Source organism: Pseudoalteromonas sp. SG45-2 (assembly GCF_014164115.1).
In the GTDB taxonomy this organism is placed as follows: Bacteria; Pseudomonadota; Gammaproteobacteria; order Enterobacterales; family Alteromonadaceae; genus Pseudoalteromonas; species Pseudoalteromonas distincta.
Genome location: NZ_JACJEO010000014.1, coordinates 106553 through 121920, shown reverse-complemented (window position 1 = coordinate 121920; position 15368 = coordinate 106553). Strand labels below are relative to the sequence as shown.

Annotated in this window: 16 protein-coding genes; 6 read left to right on the top strand and 10 right to left on the bottom strand. The window is 38.9% G+C overall.

The window, feature by feature from the left end; translation table 11 throughout:
- Nucleotides 1-46 precede the first annotated feature (46 nt).
- Nucleotides 47-844 carry a phenylalanine 4-monooxygenase gene (gene phhA / locus H5116_RS11930; RefSeq protein ID WP_002958327.1) on the top strand — a complete coding sequence of 266 codons (798 nt, stop codon included), beginning with the start codon at nucleotides 47-49 and terminating at the stop codon, nucleotides 842-844.
- A 37-nt stretch (nucleotides 845-881) separates the two neighbouring features.
- The gene (locus tag H5116_RS11925; RefSeq protein ID WP_002958326.1) at nucleotides 882-1226 is read left to right on the top strand and encodes a 4a-hydroxytetrahydrobiopterin dehydratase; all 345 of its coding nucleotides are present in this window, start codon (nucleotides 882-884) and stop codon (nucleotides 1224-1226) included.
- 61 nt (nucleotides 1227-1287) lie between these two features.
- Here the strand turns inward: H5116_RS11925 and H5116_RS11920 are convergent, their stop codons facing one another.
- The 10 genes from H5116_RS11920 to map form a co-directional block, all read right to left on the bottom strand.
- Nucleotides 1288-1725: a hypothetical protein gene (locus H5116_RS11920; protein ID WP_182693128.1), complete on the bottom strand. Its 438-nt coding sequence runs from the start codon at nucleotides 1723-1725 to the stop codon at nucleotides 1288-1290.
- Between the two features lie 8 nt (nucleotides 1726-1733).
- A complete protein-coding gene (locus H5116_RS11915) occupies nucleotides 1734-2867 on the bottom strand; it encodes a hypothetical protein (protein WP_182716214.1) in 1134 nt (377 codons plus the stop codon).
- Between the two features lie 9 nt (nucleotides 2868-2876).
- A complete protein-coding gene (locus H5116_RS11910; protein WP_182716213.1) occupies nucleotides 2877-3551 on the bottom strand; it encodes a hypothetical protein in 675 nt (224 codons plus the stop codon).
- Between the two features lie 14 nt (nucleotides 3552-3565).
- A complete protein-coding gene (locus H5116_RS11905; RefSeq protein WP_182716212.1) occupies nucleotides 3566-4093 on the bottom strand; it encodes a hypothetical protein in 528 nt (175 codons plus the stop codon).
- Nucleotides 4093-4773, bottom strand: a complete 681-nt coding sequence (locus H5116_RS11900) for an ABC transporter ATP-binding protein (RefSeq protein WP_182682336.1) — start codon at nucleotides 4771-4773, stop codon at nucleotides 4093-4095. The genes H5116_RS11905 and H5116_RS11900 overlap by 1 nt, the downstream gene beginning before the upstream one ends.
- Before the next feature lie 13 nt (nucleotides 4774-4786).
- Entirely contained in the window at nucleotides 4787-6025 is a 1239-nt protein-coding gene (locus H5116_RS11895) for an efflux RND transporter periplasmic adaptor subunit (RefSeq protein ID WP_182716211.1), read from the bottom strand.
- Between the two features lie 404 nt (nucleotides 6026-6429).
- The gene (locus tag H5116_RS11890; RefSeq protein WP_182696047.1) at nucleotides 6430-7281 is read right to left on the bottom strand and encodes a DUF2971 domain-containing protein; all 852 of its coding nucleotides are present in this window, start codon (nucleotides 7279-7281) and stop codon (nucleotides 6430-6432) included.
- A gap of 157 nt (nucleotides 7282-7438) precedes the next feature.
- Nucleotides 7439-8266: a 2,3,4,5-tetrahydropyridine-2,6-dicarboxylate N-succinyltransferase gene (gene dapD, locus H5116_RS11885; RefSeq protein WP_002958324.1), complete on the bottom strand. Its 828-nt coding sequence runs from the start codon at nucleotides 8264-8266 to the stop codon at nucleotides 7439-7441.
- 9 nt (nucleotides 8267-8275) lie between these two features.
- Nucleotides 8276-10894 (bottom strand): [protein-PII] uridylyltransferase, encoded by a 2619-nt coding sequence (gene glnD, locus H5116_RS11880; RefSeq protein WP_002958323.1) that lies wholly within the window; start codon nucleotides 10892-10894, stop codon nucleotides 8276-8278.
- 30 nt (nucleotides 10895-10924) lie between these two features.
- Nucleotides 10925-11710 carry a type I methionyl aminopeptidase gene (gene map, locus H5116_RS11875; protein ID WP_002958322.1) on the bottom strand — a complete coding sequence of 262 codons (786 nt, stop codon included), beginning with the start codon at nucleotides 11708-11710 and terminating at the stop codon, nucleotides 10925-10927.
- Between the two features lie 271 nt (nucleotides 11711-11981).
- Between map and rpsB the strand changes: the two genes are divergently transcribed.
- From rpsB to frr, 4 genes are all read left to right on the top strand, one after another.
- Nucleotides 11982-12710: a 30S ribosomal protein S2 gene (gene rpsB, locus H5116_RS11870; protein WP_024596499.1), complete on the top strand. Its 729-nt coding sequence runs from the start codon at nucleotides 11982-11984 to the stop codon at nucleotides 12708-12710.
- Between the two features lie 104 nt (nucleotides 12711-12814).
- On the top strand, nucleotides 12815-13666 hold the full coding sequence (tsf, locus tag H5116_RS11865; protein WP_002958320.1) for a translation elongation factor Ts: 852 nt from the start codon (nucleotides 12815-12817) through the stop codon (nucleotides 13664-13666).
- A gap of 158 nt (nucleotides 13667-13824) precedes the next feature.
- Entirely contained in the window at nucleotides 13825-14574 is a 750-nt protein-coding gene (pyrH, locus tag H5116_RS11860; RefSeq protein WP_024596498.1) for a UMP kinase, read from the top strand.
- Nucleotides 14575-14623: 49 nt separating this feature from the next.
- On the top strand, nucleotides 14624-15145 hold the full coding sequence (frr, locus tag H5116_RS11855; RefSeq protein ID WP_206013162.1) for a ribosome recycling factor: 522 nt from the start codon (nucleotides 14624-14626) through the stop codon (nucleotides 15143-15145).
- Nucleotides 15146-15368 lie beyond the last annotated feature (223 nt).

The window sequence follows — 15368 nt, the reverse complement described above, 5'->3', positions numbered from 1 at the left end:
GTATCACACTGACACCGATTTAGGGCTCACACCCAAGAAGGTACTTATGGCTAAAGCAAGTAAATACACATCCAAAACACCAGACGAAAATGGTGTTATACACTGGAGTGATGAAGAAAATAAAATTTGGTCTGAGCTTGTAGCGCGCCAACTTGCATGCATTGAAGGCAAAGCCTGCAACGAGTACATGCAAGGGTTAAAAAAGATTAACCTGCCGCACGACCGTATTCCGCAGCTAAGCGAGCTAAACGAAGTGTTACTAGCCACTACCGGTTGGCAAGTTGCACCAGTACCTGCGCTTATCGACTTTGATGAGTTTTTTAGATTACTGGCAAACAAGCAGTTTCCGGTAGCTACATTTATTCGTAGCCGCGAAGAATTTGACTACCTACAAGAGCCTGATATTTTTCATGAAATATTTGGCCATTGCGCCATGCTAACTAATCCTGACTTTGCCGAGTTTACGCATAAGTACGGGCAATTAGGTTACGCAGCGCAGAAAAAGGACCGTGTATACCTTGCGCGTATATACTGGTTTACAGTCGAATTTGGTTTAATGCAAACCGAAGATGGCCTGCGTATTTACGGCGGCGGCATTTTATCAAGCCCAGGGGAGACTCAGTACGTATACTCAAATACGCCAGAAATTAGCCCAATGAACGTGCTTGATGTACTGCGTACGCCGTACCGTATTGATATTATGCAACCACAGTACTACACCATAAATTCGATTCATGATCTGTTTGATATATCGCAAATGGATATTATGACTTTGGTTGAGCGAGCTAAAGAGCTTGGTTTGCACGACCCAAAATTTCCACCAAAAGAAAAATTAGCCAGTTAAACATTAATGCTAAAAAAGCTAAAAGTAAGGATTTAGAATGTCTTCATTAAGTGCACAAAAATGCGAAGCCTGTCATGTAGATGCGCCAAAAGTATCTGACGAAGAGTTAGCACAATTAATTACTAAAATCCCAGATTGGGTACCAGAAGTACGTGACGGCATTATGCAGCTTGAGCGAGTTTATAAATTTAAAAACTTCAAACAGGCTATCGCGTTTACTAACAAAGTAGGCGACATGGCAGAAGACGAAGGCCATCACCCAGGTTTATTAACCGAGTGGGGCAAAGTAACCGTTACATGGTGGAGCCATTCAATTAAAGGCCTACACAAAAACGACTTTATTTGCGCAGCTAAAACAGACGACGTATTTAACGCGCTGTAAACTTTTTAAAGGTTTAACCTTCGCAACAAAAAGCCCGCTAAAGTTATTTAGCGGGTTTTTTTTATATACTGTTGTCACTGGCATTTATAGAAATTGAATGAACCTTTAGCTGCTTGTCTGAAAACTTACTTTTAAGCATGTCGATGGTTTTTTCTTGTTGCCTACAAGGCGGACAAGGGCCTACATCTTCATCTATTGAGGTGTAAAACAACGTATACTTTTGCTGGGTAAAATCGGGCAATGTTGTTAATAGCTGCTCTAAATTACTTTTAATTAAATCAGAATCAGGATGGCTTTGTTTATTTTTAAAAATGGATAAAATATTTGGTAAATATTTATCAGAGTAATGCATCAACTCGCCTTTGCTGTTAAATAAAAACATTTGCGGTGCGGTATTATTAATGGGCGATTTAACCATTTGGTAATGAGAGAAACTGTACTGCTCAGCGTATGTATTTCCACCATATATAAGTAGTGTAGCTAGTAGTAATTTATACATGCTTATCCTTAAGTTAAGTTATTCCACGAATTGTTAAGTGTTTTTTTAATCTCTATAGCAATAATACATATAACCGCTAACAAAATGACTAAATGCACTGTAAGTATCGTGTTTAGGTCAAAAACGGATTGTTGAAATAAAAAAGTTTGTAGTTTTTCATGTTGGGTGAAAAATAGCGCAATAATAACTATGTGGGTTATCACAAATGCAGTGAAAAATAGCTTTAAAAATAAATAGCATATTTGGTAGCTGCGAGCGCCCATAGCACGTCTTAATGCAAGCTCTGTAGATGATTTAGCAGTAAGCTGTTTAATACTGCTGTAGTTGTATAAAAACGCAGAGAGTAGAAGAATTGAGGAACACACAACGGTAATTATTAGTAATGCATTTCTAGGGGCTTGCTCATTTTTTACTAAAGATGAAAGGGGGGTAAGTGATAAATCGTTAAAGTTAACACTTAATGCTCTTACTGCCGTTTGGAGTTCACTTTCAACTTGTGTGATGGGCGCATGAGTTTTAATTATAATTGTTTCAAAACCTGTCAGGGCACTTATTACATTATATACAGTTGGCTGAACCGGTGTGTCGGCCCCTTCATTATAAATATCATTAACAACGCCAACTACTTTATGTTTTACTTTTCCAGTATCAAATTGGGCTAATAAATAAGCTTGGCTTAGTTCTGTGCCTGCAAAGTATTGATCCCATAAAGCGCTGTTAACGACAATGTTTTGGTACTGTTGCCATTGCACACTTTGCCCAGAAATAAGCTTAGCGCCAATAGTTTTAAAGTAATGCGGGCTCACTCTATGGCTTGCGGTACTGGCGCTTTTAACCGAACTGATAGCTTGTCCGGTAACGGTGTACCATGCACTAAACCCACTGCGATCTGATAGTGGCGGGGCAGAGCTAAGTGATACTTCTTCAATAATGGGCAGTGAATTTAATTGCTGAATTAATTGTTGAGCAGAGTTATTTGCATTAAAGGCCTCGCTAGGTGATTGTGGAAAACTAAAGCTGGCAATTAGAATATTATCTGCATTAAAACCCATACTTTTATTATTTAAATTAATCTGGCTGTAAATAACCAAACTACTAATGTAAACACTTGTAATAGCAAGGCTAGTAAGTAACGAAAGCAATGAGAACACTTATACTTTTTCGCTTGTTGTTGCACTTTGGCCGCGTCCAATACTGCTGTGTACCCACCTTCGCTGAAAATAACTAAGCGCCGATAAAAAAGTAATAATAACTATGTAAAATACCGCCAGCGTAAATAATGAAAAAGAGCTGCTTAGCTTATTCAGGCTTGGTAATAAAATTGCGCTAATGCGGTCGCTCAGTGGATACAAAACGCACATTACAATAATAAGTAGTAGGCTTGTGAGTGCAATATCAATAATTTGCTGCACAAAAATGTGTGTGTTATTGGCTCCACATAGTTTGCGTATAGTTTCTTCTTGTTGCTTTTTAATTGACTCTGCACAGTAAAATGCACAAAAGGCAATAAAGCTAAATGAGAGTAAAATATAATAAAGTAACTGCAATAAGTTTAGGCGCTTTATTATTTTATTAAAGTGAGTAGGGCTAACGCCAATACCATCACTAAACTTAAGTTCGGTGTTATCAAATATAAACATTTCGTTTTGTAAGTGCTTATTTAGCAAGCTTAAAAAGAGTGTTTTATTTTTAACGTTTCCTAAAATATACGTAAATGTATCTGGGGTCAGGCTACTTTCTTGAGGCAAAATGCGCTTGAGTTGCGAGTAAGAAATAAGGAGTTTAGGTTCATAGGCACGTTTAAAGCTTTTAAACTCTTTTGGCATTACAGCAACAATGTTTATGCTTTTATTATTAACAGCAAGCTGTTAATAATAATATCAGTGACACCTTTAAAATGAGTATGCCAAAACGAATAGCTAATGGCGGCACTTAGTGCGCTGCCTTGTTTTGGGAAATCTAGCTTCTCAAAGCTGCCTAAAGCAGGAATGATACCTAATTGTTTATAACCCCCCGATATAAAGCTTACCTTAACAGGCTCGCTATCATGATTAACCGAAAGCTTTAATGATAAATCAATAGAGCGTTCAAAAACGCCGACTAAATTTTGGTGCAATAAGGTTATTTCATCAAAAATGTACTCATCAACGGGTAAGTCATTTTGAGTGTCACTTAAGTAAACTTGTTTAATGTTGTGGATGTTATTTATTGCCGTGTGATCGGCTGATAAAAACTGACTATGAATATGATTTATATTTAAAATTAAACACAAAGGAATACTCAGCAACAAACAGCTAAGCCATAATTTAGTATTTTGCTTAGCATATTTTAGCCAGTTTAAGGTCAGATCAGTAATTAAGCTCAGCATCAAAAACCTTGCGCACTAAGCTGTCCGTCTTGAATATACAAACGCGTTTTTGCTGTTTTAGCATGGTTTTCATCATGTGTTATTAAGCAAATTGTTTTGCCATCGTCGTTTAGCTTATTGAGTAACTGATATATTTGTTCGCTATTACTCGAATCTAAATTACCCGTTGGCTCATCGGCTAAAATAATAGAAGGCTCATTTATTAATGCTCTAGCAATAGCAACTCTTTGTTGTTGCCCGCCTGACAATTGGCTTGGCTTTCTATCAATAAATTCAAGCATATTTACTTTATTAAGCGCAGCTTCTACTTTTTTTTGGTAATCCTTCCTAGGCACCGATTTGTTGTAACTGAGTGGCAAAGCCACGTTATCAAATACGCTTAAATGATTTAATAAATTAAAGTTTTGAAATATAAAACCAAGTTCTCTGTTTTTAATGGCTGCAATAGAGTCGGGTGTTAAGTCTGCTGTGTTAGTGCCTAAAATAGTGTATTGCCCTTGGCTAGGTAAGTTTAGTAAACCTAAAATAGAAAGTAGGGTACTTTTACCACTGCCAGAAGTACCAGTTATTGCAATGTAGTCACCACTGTTTATTTTAAAACTTACAGCTTTGAGGGTATCAATTTTGGTATTAGGGTATTGATAAAAAATATTATTAAACTCTATTAACGGATAACTCATAACTGACACCTCATTAAAATACTTCTTTCAAATCAAGGTAACTTTGAGTGGCATAAGCTGCTGGTAGTAATAAAACATAGTTACCTTGTAGCGACTCATCAAAGCTTAAAGTGTCTTGCTCAGTCGTTTTGTAATTTATATGAGTAAGAATAGCTTTGCTGGAGGGCGTTATTTCATATACTTTCCACAGACTGTAGTTATCAAAATCATTCGGTTTTTTAATGTTTTGAGCTACTAAAGATTGCTCCAAATAAATATGAGCTTCTATTGCTTGGCTGCTTCTAAGCCATGATGGAGGGGAAGCGTCTAATACTAAAAATACATTAATAGCGCCATTTCTTATTACCGTATCAATATAATCAACCTTAGCTGCAATTGTGCCACTGGGTGTAACTATGTCTGCTTTTTGGCCAATTTTTAACTGAGTGGATGAATACTGAGGGACTTGTATTTTAGCCAGTAAGTTGTCGGTCTCTATTAACTCAAACAGCGATTGCCCTTGAGTAACCGCTTGACCTAATTTAGCTAAGTTTTGGCTTACGGTACCGTCAAAGTTTGCTGTGAGTGTTAGTTGCTCTTGACGCCTTTGTAAATAGCTAAGTTTGTTTTTTGAGATGTTTACTTTGTTATCAAGCGCAATTAATTGCTGATCAAATGCCTCTTTAAATAGACTAAGTTCACCATTTTTGGCATTAACTTCAAGTTCACTTTGCTTGTAAAGCATTTCGCTTTGCTTAAAGCGAATTGCAGAAATAATACCTTGTTCCATTAAGACTTTATTAGCATTTAATTCAAGCGCTTGCTGCTGCAATGCCATTTTAGCTTTTGATAAGTCGACTTTAATTTGCGAGAGCTTAATTGCTAAATTACTTTTATCAATAGCTACTTGGGATTCTAAATTAAGCTGCTCATAACTCGCATTATGTATATCTTGTTCCAATTCGTAGTTAGTTAGCTTTGCTAATACTTGGCCTTTTTTTATAGCTTGCCCTTCACGAATTGTAAGTGTGTTGATATTGCCTTTTAGCGGCGCAGACAAAAGCTCTCTTTGTGTAGGCTCTATTGTACCAATCCCTTTTAATACATTGGGTAATGATACTTGAGAGACTAATATTGGCTTTAAATAACGTTCAGGAATATCATTTGAGAAAAGTAGTATCTTAATTAAATAACCCAAAGCCAATAACAACAATAAAGCCGCAATAGCGATAGGGTATCTACTTTTTTGTTTAACGATTAAATACTCTTCCATTAGTACAACCTACTTGTGCTTTTGTTATTTTAAAATGTGGTAAACGCTGTTTTAGTTAGGATTTTTATTTTCCTTAAGTAAAGGGTGTAAGGGTAAGCTAGCTGAGTAATATTTTTTAGCTGGCAGTTAATGGTTTGATTTATCACCAACTCCGTTCCCAAAACACATTCAGTTATATCACCACTAAGTTAACTATGTAAATTTTATTTTAATGGAATTTAGTGGAAGAAAGGTTTGATTATCTTGTTTGTTGATGAAGCAGGGCAAGGTAATTACTACGTTGCTACATAAAAGCACTTTTTTTATAAGTGATCTTAGGTTTAGGGGGGATTGCTAACAATGAGCAGTAGCTCGGGATTAATTTTATCGACGTAGGAAGGGTTGAGTGAAACGAAACCCAACGGTTATCTGAAAGTTGCCTTTGAACTTAAAACTTTAGGCTTATATGGGTTAGTATCAACTCCTAACTCGTAGAGTTTTTTATTAAAAAATAAATTGTCTAACATATCATTAAAGACGGGGTCATTAGCTGCAAATTTACAACACGGTCCAAGTATAATTGTGTCAATTATATTTATTCGAAAACTTACTTCAAGATAGCTTTTAATAAAGCCATTAGAGTTTATGAATTTCACATCTTGAGGTGGTGGCAGTTTTTCAATGAAAGAAACTAACCTTACTTCACCTTCGTCTATAAAAGCCTCATTTTTACCTGTTGTTATAAATGCGATAAAGTTATCAAGAAAGTTACTTCTAGCCTCAAATTCAAATTGATCACTATCAAAAGTTGAGGCTAATTTTAATAAGTTTTGTGCTTCTGTGTTTAATTCTCCTTGTTTGTAAACGCAATTCCCAGCAATGCGGTAAGTATTATTTAGACAGTGTCGTAATGCTGATAAATTGATACTAAAACATATTCCTGTACCGTTATCTGCATATCCCCGCCACTGGCTTAAAGAATCTGGGTTTTTACTAAAGCTCATTATATGTATATAGTGATTTTCAATATGCTTTTTGAAAAACTTAATATTTTTAATGCCTTTATTAAACCCTTCATTTGAAATATTTAATTTTTTCATTAACTCAGGTTTTTGTTTTTCTAAATTTAAAAGAAGATTAATATTATGATCTATCTCTGTATAGTCATTCATTGCTCTTGCATCGCCAAACCGAAAGGTTCTGCTATTCACAATAGAGATAAAAGCATCCAAAGATGTGTAGTGATAGACTAGCTCGTTACTTTCTTCAGTATCCATATGATCAACTCTCCATTTAATAATAGAAAACGTTCAGATAACAAAAAAAGCTCTAGACCCAAAGGGCTTAGAGCTTTTCTATATACAATTAAAGTTTAGCTAAAACACTTAACTTAAAAGTATCGTTGGGTTTCGTTTCCCTCAACCCAACCGACTGTTACTCATCAATTGAGCGTAGTAGGGCGTTGATGCCTACTTTTTCACGTGTTTGTTTGTCTACTTTTTTAACGATGATTGCAGCGTAAAGGCTGTGGGTGCCATCTTTTGACGGTAGTGCGCCTGGAACAACTACTGCCCCTGCTGGTACGCGGCCGTAGTGAATTTCGCCGGTTTCGCGGTCATAAATACGAGTGCTTTGGCTGATGTAAACGCCCATTGAAATTACTGCGCCTTCTTCAACAATTACGCCTTCAACAATTTCAGAACGTGCGCCAATAAAGCAGTTGTCTTCAATGATAGTTGGATTAGCTTGTAGAGGCTCTAAAACGCCGCCTATGCCTACGCCACCTGATAAATGTACGTTCTTACCAATTTGTGCACATGAGCCTACAGTCGCCCATGTATCAACCATGGTGCCGTCGTCAACGTATGCGCCAATATTTACGTACGATGGCATAAGTACGACGTTTTTACCTACAAAGCTGCCTTTACGTGCTACTGCGTTTGGTACTACGCGCATACCACCTTGCTGAAATTGCTCTGGCGTGTAGTCGCTAAATTTAAGTGGTACTTTGTCGTAAAACTGGTTTACGCCGTCGTTCATTGGTTGGTTGTCGCGAATACGAAACGACAGTAAAACGGCTTTTTTAAGCCACTGGTGTACAACCCATTCACCTGATATTTTTTCAGCAACGCGTGCTGCGCCGCTATCAAGCAAATCAAGTGCGTCGATAATAGCTTGTTTTACGTCGCTTGATACTGTGCTTGGGCTAATGCTATCGCGGTTGTCCCATGCGTTTTCGATCATCGTTTTTAAATCTGACATGTGTGTCCTCTATTCTGTTTCGGCGTTGAATTTTTTACGTAATGCCTGATGAATTTTTGCTTGCTCTTCATCAGTCAGCGCTTGGTATTCGTTATTAGATACAACAAAGAAATCCTCTGCACGTTCACCTACCGTTGTAATACGGGCAGCGTGAATGTGTAGTAAATGCGCTTGGAAAACTTCGGCTATTTTGGTTAGTAAACCTTGTATATCGACGGCTTGAATTTCTATTAAGCTACGGTCTTTGCGTGCATGTGGGCGCAACACAATTTTAGGTTTAATATTAAAATCTTTAAAGCGTTGAGAGCGGCTCTTTTTAAAGCGAATTTTTTTACGCGGATCGCTAAGTGCTTGCTCAAGCCCGCGTTTAATTGATTGCGCTCGACCACTTGCAATAGGGTCGCCACTTACTTCAAGTATTACAAAGCTAAACAGGACGTAACCATCTTTTGTGGTCAGTACTTGCGCGTGCTGTATTTGTGCTTTTTTAGAGCCAATTACACTCACTAATCTCGCAAAAAGCGCACCAGAGTAGGGGCTGTATACAAATACTTGTGTACCCCCATGCATTGCTTTGTTAGATACAATGACACTGGGTTGGCTTAAATCGGTGCTAGTTAATAAATGCTCACTTTGCCACGATATTTGCTGTTCGCTAAAGGCGGTAAAGTAGTTGGCTTTAAAGCGACTCCAAATTAAATCAATTTTATTCTCAGGGTAACCTAAGTTGAGTAGACGTTGTTTAGCTTGGTGCTTTTTATCGCGAATTTGGTCGCGCTGATCCATTGGGTTTTCAAGCCCTAAGCGTAATGCGCGCTGCGTGTGCAAGTACAATTCACGCAGTAGGGTGTTTTTCCAATCGTTCCATAAGTTGTCGTTGGTTGCACGGATGTCGGCAACGGTTAAACAATATAAATAGTCGAGTTGGCGCTCTGTTTTAATACGTGTTGCAAAGTCTTTTATTACAGCAGGGTCGTTAATATCTTTACGCTGCGCGGTAACCGACATAAGTAAATGGTTACTTACAAGCCATGCTACTAATTTTGCATCAGAGGATGAAAAACCATGTAGTTTAGCAAAGGCTATAGCATCAACAGCGCCAAGTTCAGAGTGATCTCCCCCTCGTCCCTTAGCAATGTCGTGAAATATACCGGCTAAATAAAGTAGCTCTGGTTTGTCCATTCGAGTGACTATTTCACTACAAATAGGAAACTCGCTAATGCCAGTTTTATCAAAGTATTCGTAAATATTTTTGATTAATTTGTGAGTATGCTCATCTACGGTGTAGGCGTGAAACAAATCGAACTGCATTTGTCCAAATATATTACGCCACTGCGGTAAGTAGGCGGCAAGCATGCCGTGTTTGTGCATTAACGTAAATGCGCGGCCCATACCATTAGGGTGTTTAACTAAGCGTAAAAAAGCTTCACGACAGGCTGCATAATCTTGTAAATCCCCCAATAAACGGCGGCGTACTTGGCGGATTGTACGAATAGTGCTTGGGTAAATATGCGTTATTGCAGGGTTGTCTGCTATGTGCTCAAACAATACAAAAAGTTGGTCACGTCTAAAAAATACAGATGGATCTTTTACGCGTATTTGATGGCCCACTTGCTCAAAGTTTCTGTCGAGTACTATCACCGTTTTTTCACTACTTTCGGGCATGATACTTTGCTCAAAGTATGAAAGTAGCATTTGGTTAAGTTCGCGCACGCGGCTCATTATTCTAAATAAGCGCTTCATCATACGCTCAACAGAGGCTTTACCGTCGCTACCAAAACCTAAAATTTCGGCGGCTTGTGGTTGATGATCAAACAATAAGCGGTTTTCAGCCCGACCTGCGGCTAGATGCAGTGCAAAGCGAATATTCCATAGGTTCTCTAGGCACTCTGAAAGCTCTTGAAACTCTTCATGGGTTAAGTAGCCGTGACTTATTAACTCTTGCAGGGTTTCGGTTCTAAAGTGCTTTTTTGCGACCCAAATAATGGTTTGCAAGTCGCGCAGGCCACCGGGGTTTTCTTTAATGTTTGGCTCAAGATTATACGCGGTGCCATGGCACTTTTTGTGACGTAAGTTTTGTTCTTGAACTTTGGCAGTAAAAAACTCACCGGAGCGCCATACGGGGGTTTCTAGAATATGCGTTTTGAGTTTTTCAAACTCAATATGATTACCAAAAATAAGGCGGCTTTCGAGTAAACTGGTGGCAAAAGTAACGTCTTCACGTTTTTGCTCAATGGCTTGTTCTATCGTGCGCACGCTGTGGCCAATCTCTAAGTTGAGATCCCATAGCATGGTGACAAACTGGCCTATTTTTTCGCATATTTCTTCGCTTGGTGGTTTAGTTACAAGCAATAAAAAATCGATGTCGGAGTAGGGATGTAGCTCGCCACGTCCGTATCCGCCTACTGCTATTAGTGCTAAATCAGGTTCGCGCGCTAAGTCGTAAACATGAAAAAGCTTAATTAGTAGGCGGTCAATAAACTCAGCCCGGGCATTAATTAAATTCCCAACCGGTTGTTTAGAAAATTCGTTATGTAACCATTTATAAAAATAGCTAGAACAATCGCGATAATCACTAAGTTGCTCTGCATCGCTGAGCAACTTTTTTACTTTGTTGGGTAATGCCACGTGGGCTGGCTCCTAATTTCTTATTTATTATTAGTGTTCTATGATCCTGTCGATAGTATCATCTGATCGTAGCGTTAAAATTTCAACACCATTTTCAGTCACTAATAAAGTATGTTCCCACTGTGCAGACAAGCTGCGGTCGCGAGTTACTACAGTCCAATCATCTTTAAGTAGCTTACATTGGCGTTTACCCGCATTAACCATTGGTTCAATTGTTAAGCACATGCCCGCTTTTAAAGTTTCGCCAGTACCCGCTTTACCGTAGTGCATTACTTGTGGTTCTTCATGAAATCCTGCGCCAATACCGTGGCCGCAATATTCACGAACAATAGAGTAATTAAAACTTTCTGCATATTTTTGAATAGCAGAGCCAATATCACCTAAGCGCACACCTGGTTTTACCATTTTAATAGCAAGGTATAAGCTTTCTTGTGTTACTTCTGCAAGACGCTTAGCTTGGATGTTTGGTGTACCAACGTGGAACATTTTAGAAGTATCGCCGTGGTAGCCATCTTTAATGACAGTGACGTCAATATTTACGCTGTCGCCTTCTTTTAATGCTTTGTCATTTGGAATTCCGTGACAAATAACATGATTAACTGACGTACAAACTGATTTTGGAAAGCCATGATAATTTAACGGAGCAGGGATTGCTTGTTGCACATTAACAATATAATCATGACAAAGTGTATTTAGCTCATCGGTGGTAACACCCGGCACTACATGAGGGCCGATCATTTCAAGTACATCGGCCGCTAAGCGCCCAGCTACGCGCATTTTCTCTATTTCTTCAGGGGTCTTGATAATAGCGCTCATTGAGGCTCCAAAGTTGAGTTTCTAACATTTATCGCCGAACAAATTTTGCACGCGACGTTGAGTATTTAATTTTAATATGGTATAAAGCGCGCCGTCTTTTTACAAATAAATTCTTAAATGATTTTTTGTATTTAAGGCAAACACAATTTTATTTTAACACACACACGTATCGTCACATACACTTGGGTGCATTTGAAGTTTAATTACTTCGGTGTTGGTGCTATGGGATATGTGGAGGCCTAACCCTAAACAACTATAGAGGATCTATAAAATGGCAAACGTTTCAATGCGCGATATGCTTCAAGCTGGTGTTCACTTTGGTCACCAAGCACGTTACTGGAACCCTAAGATGAAGCCTTTCATCTTCGGCACACGTAACCGTGTACATATCATCAACCTTGAGCAAACTGTACCAATGTTCAACGACGCACTTAAGTTTTTATCAAGTGCTGCAGCTAACAAAGGTAAAGTTCTTTTCGTTGGTACTAAGCGCGCAGCAAGCGACGCAGTTAAAGCAGCTGCTTTAGAAAGCGATCAGTTCTTCGTAAATCACCGTTGGTTAGGTGGTATGTTGACTAACTGGAAAACTGTACGTCAATCAATCAAGCGTCTTAAAGACCTTGAAGTACAAAGCCAAGACGGTACTTTCGAGAAATTAACTAAGAAAGAAACGTTAATGCTTAACCGCGAAATGGAAAAGCTTGAAAAGAGCCTTGGTGGTATCAAAAACATGGGCGGTCTTCCAGACGCGCTTTTCGTTATCGATGCTGACCACGAGCACATTGCTATCCGTGAAGCAAACAACCTAGGTATCCCTGTTGTTGCAATCGTTGATACTAACTCTAACCCAGACGGCGTTGATTACATCGTTCCTGGTAACGATGACGCTATCCGTGCTGTAAGCCTTTACACTAGCGCTGTTGCAGCTGCTATCACTGAAGGTCGCGAGAATAACATCGTTGCTCAAGCTGAGAAAGACGATTTCGTTGAAGCTGAGTAATTAGCTATCATCAAGTCTTCATCTTTTTAAGGTGAAGACTTGTTATTCTTGTAGAGCGGGTAACCCGCTTATCTAAACCAGATTTCAGATTTGAGGATTTACTAATGGCTGTAACTACTGCCCTAGTTAAAGAATTACGCGAGCGCACAGGCGCTGGCATGATGGATTGTAAAAAAGCGTTAACTGAGACTGATGGCGACATCGAGTTAGCGATTGAAAACATGCGTAAAAGTGGCGCTGCTAAAGCTGCTAAAAAAGCAGGTAACATTGCTGCTGAAGGTACTATCATCATCAAGCAAAACGCTGGTGTTGCAGTACTAGTAGAAGTTAACTGTCAAACAGACTTCGTTGCAAAAGACGTAAGCTTTTTAGCATTTGCTGATAAAGTTGCTGAAGCTGCAATTGCTGACACTCTTACTATCGAAGACTTACAAGCTAAGTTTGAAGAAGACCGTGTTGAGCTAGTAACTAAAATTGGCGAAAACATCAACGTACGTCGTCTGCAGTACATCGCTGGTGAAAACCTAGTTGAGTACCGTCATGGCGACCGTATCGGTGTTGTTGTTGCAGGTGTTGCTGATGAAGAAACACTTAAGCACGTTGCAATGCACGTTGCTGCTTCACGTCCAGAGTACTTAACTCCTTCTGACGTACCAGCTGACGTTGTAGAAAAAGAAAAGCAAGTACAAATCGAAATCGCGATGAATGAAGGCAAGCCTGCTGAAATCGCTGAGAAGATGGTTGTTGGTCGCATGAAAAAATTCACTGGTGAGGTTTCTCTTACTGGTCAAGCTTTCATCATGGAACCTAAAAAATCTGTTGGCGATATTCTTAAAGAGAAAAACGCAACAGTTACTGGCTTTGTACGTGTAGAAGTTGGTGAAGGTATCGAGAAGAAAGAAGAAGATTTTGCTGCTGAAGTTGCTGCTCAAATTGCAGCTGCTAAAGGTCAGTAAGATTAACTATTTGTGATGCAAAAGGAAATTAGATGCAATTAAAGTACTATTTGGTTTTGCTTCACAGCTAGAAATTCTTTAAAATAACCGCGCTTTTATGTTTAACATAAGCGCGGTTATTTTTTATCCATAATTCAATAAAAGTTGGCCCCTATACTATGACTATCAATCGCAAACCTATTTTTAGACGTGTTCTTCTCAAATTAAGTGGTGAAGCTTTAATGGGAGACGAAGGCTTCGGCATCGACCCTAAAGTTTTAGACCGTATGGCACAAGAAATTAAAGAGCTAGTAGAGCTTGACGTAGAAGTGGGTTTAGTTATTGGTGGAGGTAACTTTTTACGCGGTGGTTCACTTGCAGAAGCAGGTATGAACCGCGTAGTAGGCGACCACATGGGTATGCTTGCAACGGTTATGAATGGCCTTGCAATGCGTGATGCGCTACACCGTGCATTTGTAAACTGTCGTTTAATGTCGGCTATTCCGCTAAATGGTGTATGTGACGCTTATAACTGGGCTGAAGCAATTAGTTTATTGAAAACTGGCCGCGTTGTTATTTTTGCAGCGGGCACCGGTAACCCATTTTTTACTACCGATTCTGCAGCGTGTTTACGCGGTATCGAAATTGAAGCGGATACAGTAATTAAAGCGACTAAAGTGGATGGTGTGTACAGTGATGATCCTGTTAAAAACCCAGAAGCGACGCTTTACAGCCACTTAAGCTACAATGAAATCATTGAAAAAGAATTAAAAGTTATGGATTTAGCGGCATTTACTCTAGCCCGCGATCACAATATGCCATTGAGCGTATTTAATATGAATAAATCAGGCGCGCTAAAACGCGTAATTATGGGTGAAGAAGAAGGAACACTAATTTCTTCACAAGCCTCAGATGAAATAATCAAATAATTAGGATTAAACCGTGATTAACGATATTCAAAAAGACGCGCAAGCGCGCATGCAAAAAAGTGTAACTGCACTAGGTAGCCAATTATCTAAAATTCGTACTGGCCGTGCACATCCTGCAATCCTAGATGGCATTATGGTGTCGTACTACGGTGCACCAACGCCTTTAAACCAAGTTGCTAACGTAACAATTGAAGATTCTCGTACACTTGCTATTGGTGTATTTGATAAGTCTTTAGCGCAAGCTGTTGAAAAAGCAATTATGGCGTCTGACTTAGGTTTAAACCCTATGTCGGCAGGTACTGTTATTCGTGTACCACTTCCTCCACTTACAGAAGAGCGTCGTAAAGACCTAATCAAAATTGTACGTGGCGAAGTTGAAGGCGGTCGTGTTGCTATTCGTAACATTCGTCGTGATGCTAATGGCGATGTAAAAGGTTTATTAAAAGATAAAGAAATATCTGAAGATGAAGCGCGTCAATCAGATGATGCGATTCAAAAACTTACAGATAAGTTTATCAAAGAAATGGATACTCTATTAGCTGCTAAAGAAGCAGAGTTAATGGAAATCTAAGTAAGTCCCTGTTTATCTTTTGAGGTTAAATTTGCAGTAGTGTGTTTGGCTTTAAGGCAAGGCAGAGCCTACGTAGTGTGGTTATTTCCCATTGTTAGGTGATAGCAATGCATAAAATCTAAAAACGCGCTTCCCAAAGGGTTCTGCCTAGATTGAATAAATTACAATCCTGAAAGGTCGACAGGACCTATTAAAATTATTAGTTTTGAAACGCCGTCTAGGG

What these genes read in the sequence shown, in the direction of transcription:
- phhA (WP_002958327.1), top strand. Translation starts at nt 47, where the DNA reads ATGGCTAAAGCAAGTAAATACACATCCAAAACACCAGACGAAAATGGT.
- H5116_RS11925 (WP_002958326.1), top strand. Translation starts at nt 882, where the DNA reads ATGTCTTCATTAAGTGCACAAAAATGCGAAGCCTGTCATGTAGATGCG.
- H5116_RS11920 (WP_182693128.1), bottom strand. Translation starts at nt 1,725, where the DNA reads ATGTATAAATTACTACTAGCTACACTACTTATATATGGTGGAAATACA.
- H5116_RS11910 (WP_182716213.1), bottom strand. Translation starts at nt 3,551, where the DNA reads ATGCCAAAAGAGTTTAAAAGCTTTAAACGTGCCTATGAACCTAAACTC.
- H5116_RS11905 (WP_182716212.1), bottom strand. Translation starts at nt 4,093, where the DNA reads ATGCTGAGCTTAATTACTGATCTGACCTTAAACTGGCTAAAATATGCT.
- H5116_RS11900 (WP_182682336.1), bottom strand. Translation starts at nt 4,773, where the DNA reads ATGAGTTATCCGTTAATAGAGTTTAATAATATTTTTTATCAATACCCT.
- H5116_RS11895 (WP_182716211.1), bottom strand. Translation starts at nt 6,025, where the DNA reads ATGGAAGAGTATTTAATCGTTAAACAAAAAAGTAGATACCCTATCGCT.
- H5116_RS11890 (WP_182696047.1), bottom strand. Translation starts at nt 7,281, where the DNA reads ATGGATACTGAAGAAAGTAACGAGCTAGTCTATCACTACACATCTTTG.
- dapD (WP_002958324.1), bottom strand. Translation starts at nt 8,266, where the DNA reads ATGTCAGATTTAAAAACGATGATCGAAAACGCATGGGACAACCGCGAT.
- map (WP_002958322.1), bottom strand. Translation starts at nt 11,710, where the DNA reads ATGAGCGCTATTATCAAGACCCCTGAAGAAATAGAGAAAATGCGCGTA.
- rpsB (WP_024596499.1), top strand. Translation starts at nt 11,982, where the DNA reads ATGGCAAACGTTTCAATGCGCGATATGCTTCAAGCTGGTGTTCACTTT.
- tsf (WP_002958320.1), top strand. Translation starts at nt 12,815, where the DNA reads ATGGCTGTAACTACTGCCCTAGTTAAAGAATTACGCGAGCGCACAGGC.
- pyrH (WP_024596498.1), top strand. Translation starts at nt 13,825, where the DNA reads ATGACTATCAATCGCAAACCTATTTTTAGACGTGTTCTTCTCAAATTA.
- frr (WP_206013162.1), top strand. Translation starts at nt 14,624, where the DNA reads ATGCAAAAAAGTGTAACTGCACTAGGTAGCCAATTATCTAAAATTCGT.